The sequence below is a fragment of the Paractinoplanes rishiriensis genome (assembly GCF_016862375.1).
GTDB lineage: Bacteria > Actinomycetota > Actinomycetes > Mycobacteriales > Micromonosporaceae > Actinoplanes > Actinoplanes rishiriensis.
In genome coordinates, this window is record NZ_BOMV01000032.1 from 1 (window position 1) to 14,590 (window position 14,590).

12 protein-coding genes are annotated in these 14,590 nt (G+C 73.6%); 4 read left to right on the forward strand and 8 right to left on the reverse strand.

The window, feature by feature from the left end:
- Nucleotides 1–509: 509 nt before the first annotated feature.
- A complete protein-coding gene (locus Ari01nite_RS14750; RefSeq protein ID WP_203781801.1) occupies nt 510–1,445 on the reverse strand; it encodes a pyridoxamine 5'-phosphate oxidase family protein in 936 nt (311 codons plus the stop codon).
- Between the two features lie 86 nt (nt 1,446–1,531).
- On the opposite strand from Ari01nite_RS14750, the gene Ari01nite_RS14755 reads away from it, so the two are divergent.
- Entirely contained in the window at nt 1,532–2,233 is a 702-nt protein-coding gene (locus Ari01nite_RS14755) for a hemerythrin domain-containing protein (protein WP_203781802.1), read from the forward strand.
- On the opposite strand, the gene Ari01nite_RS50885 is transcribed toward Ari01nite_RS14755, so the two are convergent.
- From Ari01nite_RS50885 to Ari01nite_RS14775, 4 genes are read right to left on the reverse strand one after another with little or no spacing between them, the layout of a single operon-like run.
- Nucleotides 2,211–5,516 carry an ATP-binding protein gene (locus Ari01nite_RS50885; RefSeq protein ID WP_203781803.1) on the reverse strand — a complete coding sequence of 1,102 codons (3,306 nt, stop codon included), beginning with the start codon at nt 5,514–5,516 and terminating at the stop codon, nt 2,211–2,213. The two genes, Ari01nite_RS14755 and Ari01nite_RS50885, sit on opposite strands and share 23 nt — an antisense overlap.
- A 60-nt stretch (nt 5,517–5,576) precedes the next feature.
- Nucleotides 5,577–6,689, reverse strand: coding sequence for a hypothetical protein (locus tag Ari01nite_RS14765; RefSeq protein WP_203781804.1), 1,113 nt, complete (start codon nt 6,687–6,689; stop codon nt 5,577–5,579).
- The gene (locus Ari01nite_RS14770; RefSeq protein ID WP_239162759.1) at nt 6,686–7,777 is read right to left on the reverse strand and encodes a helix-turn-helix transcriptional regulator; all 1,092 of its coding nucleotides are present in this window, start codon (nt 7,775–7,777) and stop codon (nt 6,686–6,688) included. The genes Ari01nite_RS14765 and Ari01nite_RS14770 overlap by 4 nt, the downstream gene beginning before the upstream one ends.
- Entirely contained in the window at nt 7,774–8,025 is a 252-nt protein-coding gene (locus tag Ari01nite_RS14775; protein WP_203781805.1) for a helix-turn-helix domain-containing protein, read from the reverse strand. The genes Ari01nite_RS14770 and Ari01nite_RS14775 overlap by 4 nt, the downstream gene beginning before the upstream one ends.
- Nucleotides 8,026–8,412: 387 nt before the next feature.
- On the opposite strand from Ari01nite_RS14775, the gene Ari01nite_RS14780 reads away from it, so the two are divergent.
- Entirely contained in the window at nt 8,413–9,333 is a 921-nt protein-coding gene (locus Ari01nite_RS14780) for a dienelactone hydrolase family protein (RefSeq protein ID WP_203781806.1), read from the forward strand.
- 1 nt (nt 9,334) lies between these two features.
- Here Ari01nite_RS14780 and Ari01nite_RS14785 read toward each other — a convergent pair whose 3' ends face one another.
- Nucleotides 9,335–10,672, reverse strand: coding sequence for a serine hydrolase domain-containing protein (locus Ari01nite_RS14785; RefSeq protein WP_203781807.1), 1,338 nt, complete (start codon nt 10,670–10,672; stop codon nt 9,335–9,337).
- Nucleotides 10,669–11,676, reverse strand: a complete 1,008-nt coding sequence (locus Ari01nite_RS14790) for an aldo/keto reductase (protein ID WP_203781808.1) — start codon at nt 11,674–11,676, stop codon at nt 10,669–10,671. Before Ari01nite_RS14790 ends, Ari01nite_RS14785 begins: the two co-directional genes overlap by 4 nt.
- Before the next feature lie 81 nt (nt 11,677–11,757).
- Between Ari01nite_RS14790 and Ari01nite_RS14795 the strand changes: the two genes are divergently transcribed.
- Nucleotides 11,758–12,549 (forward strand): siderophore-interacting protein, encoded by a 792-nt coding sequence (locus Ari01nite_RS14795; RefSeq protein WP_203781809.1) that lies wholly within the window; start codon nt 11,758–11,760, stop codon nt 12,547–12,549.
- An 80-nt stretch (nt 12,550–12,629) separates the two neighbouring features.
- Nucleotides 12,630–13,157 (forward strand): hypothetical protein, encoded by a 528-nt coding sequence (locus Ari01nite_RS14800; protein ID WP_203781810.1) that lies wholly within the window; start codon nt 12,630–12,632, stop codon nt 13,155–13,157.
- A gap of 151 nt (nt 13,158–13,308) precedes the next feature.
- On the opposite strand, the gene Ari01nite_RS14805 is transcribed toward Ari01nite_RS14800, so the two are convergent.
- Nucleotides 13,309–14,590, reverse strand: a 1,282-nt coding sequence (locus Ari01nite_RS14805) for an ABC transporter permease (RefSeq protein ID WP_239162760.1), incomplete at its 5' end; no start/stop codon positions are given.

Below are 14,590 nucleotides of genomic sequence, written 5' to 3' on the forward strand. Positions count from 1 at the left end.
TTCTTCGCCTGTGGCAGACCAACTCCGTCGCCTGTGGCAGACGTGCGCTGGTCGCCGGTGGTCAGCCCACTCGCTCACGACCTTGTAGGGGCCGCGGCCTGGCAGTTTGCCGAGGGTCAAACAGCAAAAATCATGTTATATCCGTTGCGCAGATCTGGACCTTGTCGAGTTGCTGTCCACCGGTGGCTGTCCAGTCCAAGTGTGGCAGCGAGCCGGAAGCGCCCGCCGTCAGCCCCCAGCCGTCCGTCTTACCTGGTCAGCGTGCAGCCCCCGAGCCCGTGCGCAAGCAGCGGGCGGGGCGCGAGGGGCAGGGGGGCGAGCGTTGGTGCGGGGATTGAGCGGTGGGGCAGGGCGCGAGCGGTGGGGCAGGGCGCGAGCGGTGGGGCAGGGCGCGAGCGGTGGGGCAGGGCGCGAGCGGTTGGCCGGGAGAGGGCCGTCGGCAGGCGGGAGCGTTGGAAACGCGGGAGCGGGCCGCCTCGCGGCGCGGCGCCGCGCTCCGCTCCTCTTCGCTAGGCCGGCCGGGACGGGGTGGGGTGGGAGCGGCGTTCCAGCGCCGCGTAGTCGCGCCACGGGATCGACGGCCGGGACAACCCCCGGCGGTTCAGGTAGCGGGCCGCGGACCGGCGCAGGCCGCTGATCATGCGGGCCATCGCGAGCGGGCCCATCCGGTCGGCCGTTGAGACGTAGTGGGTGGGGGTCAGCCGGCAGCCGTCGGTGGCGCGGGTCAGGTCGCCGGTTACCACGAAGGCGCGCAGGTCCGCCAAGTTCTCGTCGTGGCGGTGCCAGAGCAGGCTGGCCCGGCCGGGCTTCAGGGCGTCGCCGCCGTCCAGGACGAAGCCGTCGGTCACGGGTTTCGTCCGGGTGCGCCGCATTGTCGGTGCGCCGGACTCGTCGTACCCGCAAAGGACAGCGGAAGGGAAATCGGCCAGACGCCGGACCGCCTTGCTGAACGGACCGGTGTCGCCGGCGGGCACCGCCGGAAGGGAAACCGGCGGCTGCGGGCGCCACGCGGGGGAGGTGGTGATCCGCTCGGGGGTGACCGTGATGAGCAGGCGCATGTAATACCAGTCCATCAGGCCGCGCATGCCGGGGATGCGGTGGTAGCCGGACGACGGCTGGCGTTCGCGGACCCGCAGCCACAGGTCGGCCCACGGGCCCGGGTCGGTGACGATTTCGTCGGGGCAGGTGGCCCGGCCCTGCACCAGCACCTGGTCGGGCGCGGTCAGCCGGCTGCCGGTCGGGTCGGAGAAGAGCACGGCGACGCGGGGGTCGCGGCGGACGTTGATCGCCTTCTGCGGGAAGCCGATCGAGGTCGAGATCAGGATGGTGCCGTCGGGGCGGCGGACGCTGACCGTCGGCCAGGCGATCGGGGTGCCGTCGCGGCCGACGGTGAGCAGTTCGCAGGTGCGGTAGGCGTCGATCAGCGGTATCACGTTTGTCTGCATGGGCCGGAGCGTGCGGGGAGCCGCTTGAGGCCGGCTTGAGGCCGTTCTTCAGCCGCCCGCAAGCGCCCGGGCGCACGCTCACCGCCATGACCACGACGACGCAGCTCATGCTCCCCGGCCAGGCCGCCGCGCCGGCCGGACCCAACGACCTGACCGGTATGTTCGTGATCCACCACGCGTTCCGCCGCGATCTGCGGGCGTTCGTGGCGGCGGTGACCGGCACACCGGCCGGCGACACCGTCTCCTGGCGCGCCCTGCACGACCGGTGGCGGCTGTTCGGCACGTTCCTGCACCACCATCACACCACCGAGGACGAGGCGATCTGGCCGCTGCTGCTGAGCCGGGTCGACGAGGCCGGCCGGGAGACGCTGGCCGCCATGGAGGCCGAGCACCACGAGATCGATCCGCTGCTCGCCGCCTGCGGCGACGGCTTCGCCACCCTGGCCACTCACGGCGACGAGGATGTCCGGGCCTCTTTGGAGGTACGCATGGTGGCCGCGGCCGAACGTCTGCACCGGCACCTGGCGCACGAGGAGACCGAGGCGCTCGTGCTGGTGCAGGCGCACCTGACCCCGGCGGAGTGGGAAGTGATGGAGGAGAAGAGCGCGAAGGGCTCGTACACGTTCCGCGAGCTGATGGCGCTGGTTCCCTGGATCATGTACGGCTTGCCGGTTGAGGCCCAGCGCCGGCTGCTCAAGCTGGCCGGGCCGACGCTGGCGCTGCTGTGGCGGGTGAACCGGCGCGGATTTGCCCGGCGGGAGGCGGCTACGTTCCGTTCGGCGGTTTGAATCCGTGGCCGCGCAGCCAGCCGGCCACCAGCGGGATGTTCCAGCGCTCGCACTGCTCGAAGGCCGCGTCCGCGTGCCGGCCGGCCACCGTCGGCTCGCCCGCGGCCGCGGCGGCCAGCGCGAGGTAGGCGTCGACCGGCGCCTGCGCCACCGCGCCGCCGGCCGAGTTGGGCCGGCCCGCGTACGGCGACAGGCGGCGGTAGACGCGGGCGGCCAGGTCCCGGTCGGCGAGGCCGGCGCTGACCTCGGCGCCCTGGCAGAGGTTGACGAGGGTGTACCAGTCGTCGGTCTCCAGCCGCAGGTCGTGCTCGGCGTACCAGCGCCGGGCCTCCTCCGGGCGGCCGGCGCGGAGCAGCAGCATCACGATGCTCGAGTCCAAAGGCAGGCGGCTGTACGGGGCGAGCGCCTGCAACTGCCCGGCCATCTCGGCGTCGGCGTCGCCCCGGGCCATCCGCAACGCGAGCGCGGACCCGGCAGCCGATTCGGCCGCCTGCGGCATCGAGGTGCGCGACATCAGGTCGACGGTCTCGGCGAACATCCGCTCGGCCTCGTCGAACCGGCCCCGCAGAGCAAGCCAGGGCATCTCCAGCCAGCCCAGCGCGACCTGGGTGGACGCCAGGCGGTAGCGCTCGGCGTCGGCGCGGGCCCGGCGCATCGCGGCCTCCATCTCGGCGATCCGGCCGGTCTCCTGCGCGCTGAACGCCACCAGGGTCCGGCAGCTCACCGCGCGCAGGTGGTCGCCGGCCCGGACGGCGGCGTCCAGAGCCTCGGCGGCCAGGTGCCAGCGGCTCTCGGCGGTGGCCGGGCGCCAGTCGGCCAGCCAGGCGACGATCGCCGCCCACCCCAGCAGGCCGGGGTCGCCGAGCCGGCGGGCCATCGCCAGACCCTGCTCGACCAGGGCCAGGCGCTCCTGCGGGGCGTCGGCGAAGTAGAGCTCCAGAGCGAGCGCGAGCATCACCTGACACCGCAGCTCGGCGTCGGCGGCGGGGAGACGGCGCAACACGCTGCGCAGCGTCCCCGGGATGGTGGGGTGCACGGTGCCGTGCGCCCGGGGCAGCCAGACCGCGGCGTCCACTGCGGCGATCGCGGCGCGGGCCTCGGCGGTGAGATCGCCGATCCCGGCGGCGGCCTCGGCGGCGGCCACCTGGGCGGCGTCGGCCCCGTCCCAGTCGCCGCACTGCCGCGAGGCGAGGAGCCGGTCCATCAGAACGGTGTAGCGCTCCCGGCCGGTCACCGCGGGGTCGTCGGCCTGGGCCCCGGCGGCGGCGGCAAGAAGCTCGACGGCCTCGTCCCAGGCGTAGACGGCGGCGGCCCGCTCGGCCGCGCCGGCCGCGGCCTGCCAGGCGTCGCGGGCGTGCCGAGGACCGGCGGCGAGCCAGTGCCGGGCCGCGCGGGCTTGTTCACCGCCGGTAGCCAGCACGCGGGCCACGGCCGCGTGCCGCCGGGCGCGTCTGGTGGGCGGGATGTGGGCGTGCACGGCGTCGCGGACCAGGGCGTGCGAGAAGCGGAACTCTTCGGCGGCGGTTTCCAGGATCAGGCCCTCGGAGAGCGCGGGGTCCAGGCGGTCGAGGGTGTCGTCGGGGTCTTGGCCGGCGATGGCGGCCAGGAGGCCGAGGGTGAACTCGCGGCCGATCACGGCGGCGTCGCGGAGGAGGTCGCGGGTGGGTTCGGGGAGGGCGGCGGTGCGGGCGGCGACGACATCGGCGACGGCGGCGGGGGCGGCTGCGACGGGTGCTGCGGGGAGGGGGGAGGCTTCGAGGCGGGCCAGTTCGGTCAGCAGGAAGGCGTTGCCGCCGGTCCGGTCGCGGAGTCGGGCCGCTTCGGCGGGGGCGGCCGCGCGGCCGGTCACGGCGTGGACCAGGGCGCTCACCTCGGCGTCGGCCAGGCCGGTCAGGTCGATCCGGGCGCCGCCGTGGCGGGCCAGCGCCTCCAGGACCTCGGCCAGCGCGCCCGCAGGTTCCGGGTGCGAGCGGCGGGTGCCGAGCAGGGCGATCGGCCCGGTGCCGGTGGCGATCACGTGCCGGAGCAGGCGCAGCGAGGACGAGTCGGCCCAGTGCAGGTCGTCGAGCACGATCAGCAGCGGGCGGCGGGCGGCCGCGGCGGCCAGGGTGACCGCCACGTCGTGCCAGAGCGCGAAGCGGGCCGCCTCGGCCGACTGGGCGCTCTGGCCGCCGGGCGCGGACGGCGGGGTGGCCAGGCGGTCGGCCAGGGGGAGTTCGCCGAGTTCGCGGAGCACCGCGATCCACGGCCAGAGTGGCGGGGCGCCGTCGTCCTGCGAACACCGGCCCACCCCGACTGTGAAGCCGCGCGCCGCGGCCCGCTCCGTGGCCGCCCGGGCCAGCCGGGTCTTGCCGATCCCGGGCTCGCCGACCAGCATGGCCGCCGCCACGCTCCCGGTCGCCGCCCGGGTGAGCATCCCGTCGAGAGCCGCGAGTTCGTCCCGCCGTCCGACCAGGGGCAGTTCCCGAGGCGCCGGTGGTGCATCCGTGCGGGCCACTCCGGACGCTGTCACCTCCTGGCGCAGCACCGCCGTCTCCAGAGCGCGCAGCGCCGGCCCCGGTGCGATCCCCAGTTCCTCGTCCAACCGGTCGCGCATCTCGCGCAGCAACTCCAGCGCCCGGCCCTGATGCCCGGCCCGCGCATGGGCCAGCACCCGCAACCCGCACAGCGACTCCCGCAGCGGATGCTCGGCGGCCAGCGACGCCAGCTCGGCCGCCACCGCCGCGTGTTCGCCGAGGGCCAGCCGCACCAGTGCCCGGTCCTCGACCGCCACCAGGAACAGCTCGCCGAGTCGGGCGCGCTCGGCGAGTACCTGGTCCGAATCCGGTAGATCCGTATAGGGCTCGCCGGTCCACAGCGCCAGCGCGGCGTCCAGGTCGGCGCGCAGCGCCGCCAGACGGCTCGGGTCGACGTCGTCCGGTGGTCCGGAGGCGGGGACCAGGGCGGTGTGGGCGCGTTCGACCGCGGCGGTGAACAGCTCCGCGTCGGACGGCAGCGCCAACCGGTAACCCTGCGGCGTCGTCAACAGCACCGTAGGTGCGGCCCGGGCGGCTCGGTCCGGCTCCAGGGCGCGGCGCAGGTGGGCCACGTACGTCTGCAACGCCGCGCCCGCCGCCGGGGGTGGCGCCGCGCCCCACAGCAGGTCGATCAGCGCGTCCGCGGATGTCGCCCGCGGGCCCGCCAGGGCCAGCGCGGCCAGCAGCGCCCGGTGCTTCGGCGCGCCGAGCGGGACCGGCCGGCCGGCGCGCGTCACCCGGGACGGTCCCAGCACCTCCACCTGCACGAGGCCGACTTTAGGCAGGCCGCGGGCCGGCGGGCGAGGGGCCGAACGTCCGATACCCGGTCAGAGGCAGGACGCGCACGGGCCGGGCGGCAGCTCCGGGTCGGGCTCGGGGATGTTGCTCTGCAGCGGCTTGCGGACCCGGGGGTCGTCGACCGGGATCGGCACCAGGCGGTAGCGGTCCGGCTGGTCCTTGACGATCCGCCAGCAGAGGTCGTGCACCCCGTACAGCGCGCCGTTGCGCTCGCGGAAGGCGGACGCCAGGCAGATCGCGCCGGTGTTCTCGTTGACCGCGGCGCCCTTGGCCAGCGGGTCCTGGGCGAGCTGCCAGGATGCCATCACGATGCCCCGGTCCGGCCAGTAGCGCACCGCATGGATGGTCGGCTCGTCCGGCGGGTCGCACGACTCCACCGCGCCGGTCATCCAGACGTCGAAGCCGTTCACGTTGTCGTCCGGCGGGCCGGCGAACGTGTCGGTGATGGTCACCGTGTGGCAGACCGACTCGTAGGGACCGATCGGCTCGACCGGGCCGTCGATCGGGGTGTCCTTGGTGACGCCGGTGCTGGGCGTCTCGGAGTACGGCGACACCAGGCAGTCGACCGTGCAGATCGGGTCGGTGGGCGCGGTGCCGCCGGCCGGGTACTCGGTGAGCGGCGCGTTCACCAGCGGGTCGGTGAGCGGCACCGGGACGAAGCGGGTCACCAGGTGGTCGCTGCCGCGGCGCTGCGGGCGGACGCACCGGGCGTGGGTGGCGACCACGGCGCCGTCCCGGGCGGTGAGGCCGGTGCTGACGCACAGCGCCGCGACGTCCGGCAGGATGCGGCCGAAGCGGGAGAACGTGGTGGTGCCGCGCGCCGCGGTGCGCCAGGGGGTGCTCATCTGGCCGACCGTGGCGCCGTCCCGGACGTGGTACTGGGTGACGGCCAGCGTGCCGGTCGTGCTCCCGGGCGCGCAGGGCACCGACCGGCCGCGCACGGTGGCGTCGAACCACGGCTCCCACCGGGTCGAGTCGGGGCGATAAACCCCACGGAGTCCATCGAGCGTGACGCTCACGCAATTTTGGGGGTACGGGCGGAGCTCGTCGCCGGGAGCCGGTGCGGCCGTGGCCGGTGCCGCCGGTGCGAAGGCCAGCGCGACGACGGCGGCGGTCGCGGCGGCGAGAGTGCGGATGTTCATGATCCCTTGTCCTGGTGGGTGGGTACGGGTGGGTAGGCGGCGCCCATGGCACCGAGCGCGAGGCCGAGCTGGAACCGGTTGTCGACGCCGAGCCGGTCCATCAGGTGGCGCAGGGCGTTGGTGACCGAGCGGGCGCTGATCCGCAGCTGGGTCGCCGCGGTGGTGTCGGTGTGCCCGGCCGCGAGCAGGTCGACCAGCGCGCGCTCGCGGTCGGACAGCGCGATCGGCGTGACCGCGCCGACGGCCGGGTCGGTGGCGCCCTGCCAGTGCTGCTCGAACAGGTCGGCAAGCGCGCCGACGACGACCGGGCTGCCGATCTCGACGTACCCGCGTTCGATGTGCTCCGGGTCGGCGGGCAGCAGCGCCACCGACCGGTCCAGCACGATCAGCTTGAGCGGCACCTGCAGGGATTCCCGGGTCTGGTACGCCGGGTGGTGGTCCTCGTCCGGGTCGAGCGTGTCCCGGTCGGCCGGCGGTACGCCGAGGATCCGCATCCGGGTGCCCTGCGCGATCAGCCGCCGGTCGAACTCGGCGCCGGTGCGCGCGGACTCGGCGTCGAAGGCCTGCTCCGGGTTGATGGTCAGGGTCTCCCGGCGGCCGCGCAGCAGTTCCGCGTACCGCAGCCGGGTGGTGTCCCGGGTGGGCAGGTAGCGGATCTGGTCGTCGAGCAGGCCGCCGATCGCGGGCGCGGCCAGCGGCAGGGCCAGCGCGTGCAATCGGGCCCGCAGGTCCTGCACGATCAGCCGGTGCGAGTGCGCGACGGCCCGCTGGTCGACCAGCCGCAGCCGCCGGTTGCGCAGCACCGTGACCACCATGTCCGGCGGCATCGCGGTCCAGGCCAGCCGGCGCCGGGTGGTGCCCTCGGCGGCCGACACGGTGACCGCGCCGGCGGCGGCCAGTTCGGCCAGCGCCTCCTCGATCCGGCGGACCGGCATGGACAGTTCCTGGCCGAGCGTCCGGCGGGTGTGTGCGCCGAACGTCACGAGGGTGCGGTAGACCAGGTCGGCGTCGGCCGAGACGCCCCACCGGACCAGCGACGGCATGGCCGCTCCGATCGGCAGCGGCCGCGGGTGCAGGGCAGCGGTCACGGGTCGTGCTCCGGTGGCCCGGTGGCGCCGCCGGCCTTTCCGGGAGCGTGCGCCTTACGCAGGAAGCCGAGCGCGAGGCCCAGCTGGAAACGGTTCTCGACGCCGAGGCGGTCCATCAGGCTGCGCAGGATGTTGGTCACCGAGCGGGGACTGATGCCGAGTCGTTCGGCCGCCGCCACGTCGGTGCAGCCTTCGGCGAGGAGGGCGATCAGCTCCCGCTCCCGCTCCGACAGTGTGATCTTAGGCAAGCCCGTCTCCATCGGCGACCATCATCGGGCATGGGTCAAACGGTCCGCCCCTGCCCCCCGTGGCCGCACTCAACCACACGGCCCGGGGACAGGCCATACCTGCCCGTTTTGTCGCCCGGGGAATGCGGGATTGCGCAACCCGCCGCTGCGGGATCCCGCAAATCCGCTCCGGCGGCGACGGCATTCGTTGACCCTCCGGACCCCTCGGCCGCAATCTGCTTCTCGCACGATGGGGCGGCTTCGCCGGGACACGAGGTCCGGGTCCGGCATTCAATCGGGGGATGTCGGCACCGGACTACTCAGGCGTCCCGGCGGAGTCGGGCATATTTCGCTGATCCGCCCGAGCCGGTCGATCCGTATCAGTCGTTGAACTGATCGGAGGTCACCATGACGGAGTTCCAGGAGTACCTGACCGGCGAGGTCGTCGAGGACTACGCGGACGGCATCATCACCCGCCGCGAGGCGCTGCGGCAGCTCGGCCTGCTCGGCGTCGGCGCCGCGGTGGCCACGCCGCTGCTGGCCGCCTGCGGCACCGAACCGGAGTCCACCCCGGACGCGGCGCCAGGCTCCGCGACCGCGGCGGGCGGCTCGTCACCGGCGGTGCCGGCCGGACCGTCGCCGCTGCCCACCGAGGCGATCACGTTCGCCGGTCCGGAGGGCCGCACGCTGCAGGCCGCCTGGGCCGCCGCGGCCGGCACCCCGAAGGGCAGCGTGCTGGTGATCCACGAGAACCGCGGGCTCACCGACCACATCCGCTCGGTGGCCGGCCGGTTCGCCGCGAGCGGCTACTCCGCGCTCGCCGTCGACCTGCTGTCCGCCGAGGGCGGCACCGCGAAGTTCGCCGACTCGGCGCAGGCCACCGCGGCGCTGAACGCGGCGCCGGACACCCGCTTCGTGGCCGACATGAAGGCCGGCGTCGGCGAGTTGCTGCGCCGGGTGCCGGACGCCAAACCGGCCGCGGTCGGGTTCTGCTTCGGCGGCGGCATGGTGTGGTCGCTGCTGGCCGCCGGCGAGCCGCGGCTCGGTGCCGCCGCACCGTTCTACGGGCCGCTGCCGGACGGCGCCGACTTCGCCGGTTCGCGCCGGGTGGCGGTCCTGGGCGTGTACGCCGAGCAGGACGACCGGGTCAACGCGAGCCGGGACGCGGCGAAAGCGGCGCTGGAGAAGGCTGGCGTCACCCACCAGATCACCACGTTCCCGGGTGCCGGCCACGCGTTCTTCAACGACACCGGCCAGCGCTACAACCCGGCGGCCGCGTCCTCGGCGTACGACCAGCTGCTGGACTGGTTCGGCCGCCACCTCACGTAGCTCAACCTTGGGGCATCCGCAGCCGGTCGAACGGGTCGCGGCCGAGCGGCTCGGTCTGCCAGCGGGCGGCGAACGTGCCGGCCGCCGGGTCGAGCGCCAGGTGCAACCGGTGCGGAGTCTCGACGAAGATCAGGTCGATCCGCAGGGTGTCGCCGTCCCAGGCGTACGCGGTGGCGTGCGGGCCGTCGCCGGTCCAGCCGCCGGGCTCGCCGAGCGGGGCGGTCAGCCGGTCGACGCTGAGCCGGCCCGGCCGGGTGCGTATCTTGCGCAGCGAGCCGACGGCGTGGTCCGGTGCCGGGCGATAGGACATCGTGGGAATCGCCCGGCCCGGCCCGGCCGGCCGCGGCAGCTCCGGCGACCCGACCGGCCAGGCGCCGGCCGGGCCGGACCCGGCGGTGAGCGCCGGCCGCAGGTGGTCGAACAGCGCGTCCATGACGGCCGGGATGTCGTGGCTCTGCGAGGTGATGGCCACCACCGCGTCCGCCTCCGGCAGGACCACCATGAGCTGGCCGAACGCGCCGTCGCCGCGGTAGCCCTCGCGGTTGCGCCAGAACTGGAAGCCGTACCCGGCGCGCCAGTCCGGGTCGTCGCCGGCGGTCGCGACGTGTGCCCGGGTGGCCTCGGCGACCCACTCGGCCGGCAGCAGTTTCCGGCCCTGCCAGCGGCCCTCGTCGAGATAGAGCTGGCCCAGCTTGGCGACCGCCTCGGTGGTGGTGAACAGGCCGGTGAAGCCGAGGTCGCGGCCCTGCCGGTCGGGCGACCAGCCGTACCGTTCGATGCCCAGCGGCTGGAACAGGCGGGTGCGCAGGAACGCGGTGAGCGTGTCGCCGGTGACCTGCTGGATGATCGCCGACAGCGCGTGCGTGCACGGCTGGTTGTAGGCGAAGACCGAGCCCGGTTCGTGCTCCGGCGGCAGCCGCAGGAAGCCGAGCAGCGGGTCGCCCCGGCCGGCCGCGAACGCCTCGTCGATCGTCTCGCCGGTGTGCCCGCTCGCCATCGCCGCGACGTCGCGTACCCGGATGGATCGTGATTTTGGGTCTTTGATCTTCTTGTCGAACCGGGGGAAGTAGGAGAGCACGGTCGCGTCCAGGTCGACCAGGCCCTCGGCCACCGCGAAGCCGAGCGCGGTCGACGCGAAGCTCTTGCTCAGCGAGTAGAGCAGGTGCGGGCGGTCTGGCGCGTAGGGGCGCCACCACTGCTCGGCGACCACGTGGCCGTGCCGCAGGACCATGAGGCTGTGCAACTCGACCTCCGGCGTGCCGGCCAGGGCGTCGACGAACGCGGTGATGCCGGTCGCGTCGACGCCCTGCTCGGCCGGGGTGCTGCGGGGCAGGCTCACCCGCGCTGCCGCGGGGACCGGGCCAGATAGCCGTACGGGTAGGGGAGCGCCTGGTCGCCGGCCGCGGTGAGCCGGTCCATCTGCTTGTCGTCCAGGGTCCAGCCGGACGCGCCGAGGTTGTCGTCGAGCTGCTCGACCCGGCGCGCGCCCACGATCGGCGCGGTGACCCCCGGCCGCTGCATCAGCCAGCGCAGCGCCACCTGGGCCGGGGTGCGGCCGACCTCCTCGGCCACCGCGATCAGCGCGTCGGTGACCTGCCAGGTGCGCTCGTCCACCCGGCTCTGCCAGTCGCCCAGCCAGGGCTGTTTGTCGGCCTCCCAGCGGGTGTCCGGCGGCGCCTCGGTCATGCCGCGCCGGTATTTGCCGGTGAGCCAGCCGCCGCGCATCGGCGCCCACGGCACGATGCCGACGCCCTCGTTGCGGCACACCGGCACCAGGTCGAGTTCGATTTCGCGGTCGAGCAGGTTGTAGAGCGGCTGGAGGGCCACGAACGGCTCCCAGCCGCGCTGCCGGGACACGTCCACCGACTTCTGCAGCTGCCAGGCCGCGTAGTTGCTGACCCCGAGGTGGCGGACCGTGCCGGAGCGGACCAGGCCGTCGAGCGTGGACAGGGTCTCCTCGAGCGGGGTGGCGTCGTCGAACACGTGGATCTGGTAGAGGTCGATGTAGTCGGTGCGCAGGCGGCGCAGGCTGGCCTGCACGGCGGCGAGGATGTGCTTGCGGCCGGCGCCGATGTCGTTCGGACCCGGCCCGGTGGCCCAGAACAGCTTGGTCGCGATCACCAGGCCGTCCCGGTCGCGGCCGGCCAGCCAGTTGCCGATGATCTCCTCGGACGCGCCGCCCCCGTACACGTCCGCGGTGTCGACGAAGTTGCCGCCGGCCGCCACGAACCGGTCGAGCAACTGGTGCGACGTGCTCTCGTCGGCCTCCTTGCCGAACGTCATCGACCCGAGGCAGAGCTCGCTGACCTGTAAACCGCTGGCGCCTAGGTACCTGTACTCCATCCCACCATCCTTGCTGGCCGGGCAGGTCTCGACAACACCGGAATTAGGTTAGGCTGCCCTAATTCTTGGAGGTGAGGCGCGATGGCACGCTCGAATCTGCACGCGACCCGGATCAAACCGGAGCAGACCGAGTTGCTGGTGCTGCGGGTGTTGCGCAGCGAACGGATCTCGCCGGGCTTCCAGCGGGTCACCCTCGGCGAGGGCGACGTCGGCAAATTCCGGCCGATGGGCTTCGACCAGTGGTTCCGGCTGTTCATCCCGGTCGCCGACGGCTCGCTCGACCGCCTGCCGAACAAGCTGAACACCCTCGCCTTCCTGCGTTTCCTGGCCATCGCGAAGGCGACCCGGCCGCTGCTGCGCAGCTACACGGTCCGGGCCGCCCGGGACGGCTCGTTCGACGTCGACTTCGTGCTGCACGAGCCGGCCGGTCCCGCCGCCGAATGGGCGGTGAAGTGCGCGCCCGGCGACACGGTGGCGATCCTCGACGAGGGCATCGGTTTCCATCCGCCCGACTTCGTCGACCGGATCCGCCTGGTGGGCGAGGAGAGCGCTTTGCCCGCGATCGCCGGCATCCTGGGGTCACTGGATGCGGGCGTACGCGGCGAAGCAATCATCGAGATCCCCGCGGAAGCGGACCGACAAGATCTCACCGCGCCCGCCGGGGTTTCGGTGACCTGGGTGGTCCGCCAGGACCATGCGGCGGTGCCCGGCGTGGCCGCCCTGGCCGCGGCGGTGGCGCTTTCGCCGGCACCCGGGATGTACGGCTGGGTGGCGGGCGAACAGGCGCTGGCGTCCGGCCTGCGGCGGCACTGGGTGGCCACCGGCGTGCCGAAGGAGAACATCATGTTCTGCGGCTACTGGCGGCACACGTAACCGGACGCGTCCCCCACGTTTCCGGACGTGCTTCGCCCGCGGTCTCGACTACGCCGGCCGGCGGCCCCGATCCTCTTCGGATGAACGCTCTGCTGCAACGCTGGCCCGCCCTGGTCGGCCTGACGTCGGCCGTGCTGGTGCTGATCTTCACCGCCGACCGGGAGACCACGGCGATCTCGGTGAACGTGGCGGTGCTCTGCTACCTGTCCGCCGCGGCCTTCGGCAGGCCGTGGCTGGCCTGGGCCGCGATCCCGCTGTTCAGCGTCGTGGTGACGGTAGCCAAGATCGCCGGCTTCGCGTGGTGGGCGGCGTTCGCAGTGGTCGGGGTGGTCCTCATCGTCGCCGGGCTGGCCATCGGCGTGCCGCGCAAGCCGTTGTGGGCGCAGGTGGGCGCGGCGGTGGTCTACGGGGGTCTGGCGGTGGTGGCGTTGTTCCTGCCGGTGGTCGTCGGGGGAGTGCTGGCGGGGCTGGCGCTGGCGGCGCACGCGGGGTGGGACTGGGTGGCTTACCGGCGCAATGAGGTGGTGCCGCGGTCGCTGGCCGAGGCGTGCATGTTCCTGGACGTGCCCCTCGGCGTCGGCGTGGTGGTGTTGTCCCTGACGGCGTGACCCGCGCTGCTTTCACCGGGCGCCTCTCACCGGGCGCCTCTCACCGGGCGCCTCTCACCGGGCGCCTCTCACCGGGCGCCTCTCACCGGGCGCCGGACCGTCCCATCCCCGCCGGGCAGGCGTGCTCCCCGCCGGCCCGGCGTCGGTGGGGTCAGGCGCGCATTACCGTGGCGATCGGGATGCCGGCCGCTCGGATCGCTGGGACGAAGCCGCCCAGGATGCCCGCCACGACGCCGGCGATGATGCCGGCCACGCCGGCCTCCCAGGGGAACTGGACGTTGCGCAGCAGCGGCTCGGAGTCGCCCATCAGGATGGACAGCACCTTCAGCGCGCCGGCGCTCGCGCCGATGGCGGCCGCCGCGGTCAGCAGGCCGGTCAGCAGAGTTTCGGCCAGCACGATGCCGGCCAGCAGCGACCGGGGCGTGCCCACCGCGCGGCGCAGGGCGAACTCCTCCACCCGTTCGCCGACCGTGGCCAGGCCTACGTTCAGGATGCCGGCCACGCCGATCAGCAGGACCAGGCCGGCCATCCCCAGGAAGATCAGCCGGATCAGGGCCAGTTCCTTCTCCTGTTGCTTGTGGTAGTCGTTCGTCTGAATGTAGGTCTCGACGCCGATGCCCTTGAGGCGGGACGCCAGCACCTGCTCCACGGGAGTGGAGGCGACCATCATGACGCGCAGTTCGCCGCCCTCGAAGTTGGTGGCCGGCAGCCAGTTGGTCAGCTCGTCCAGGCGGACGTAGGCGCGCGGCTGGATGTCGCCGTCGTCGATCACGCCGATGAACTGGGGGGTCACGTTGGCCTTCGCGCCGGTGATACGCATCTCGGCGGGGACCTGGTGGCGGGTGAAGCCCTTCGCGGCCTCCTTGTTGAGGACCAGGCGGGGGGACATCGCGGGCACCGTGGAGAAGTCGAGCCAGGTGCCGGACTCGGCGCGGAACGGCCGGAACGGGCGCACGTCGCCGGTCAGCGCCGTAAGCCGCACCTCGACCGCGGCGCCGGGCGGGCCGCTCTGCACCTCCTCGCAGCGGCCGTCGGCGTAGCAGATCTGGCCGCCGCCCCACGACTCGTCCAGCGGGGACGCGCCCTCGTTCACCGGTTTGACCCCGGGCTCGCCGATGATCGCGTTCACCGCCATCAGTCCGACCGCGTCGTCCCGGCCGGTCACCGTACGGATCACGATGTCGGCGGCGCCGGGCTGCGGCGACATGTCCATGGTCTTGGTGCCGTCGACACCGTTCATCAGTTCCATGCCGGACAGCAGCGCGCGCTCCGCGATGCTCGCCCCGGCCTGCACCACCACGACGGCCAGCACGCCGAGGAACAGGCTCACCATGGACAGCAGGGTGCGCAGCTTACGGGCCCGGATGCCCTGCAGCCCGATGATCAGCGACGACCGCAGCCGCCCAGACAACCGTTTCACGCTCATGCTGTGC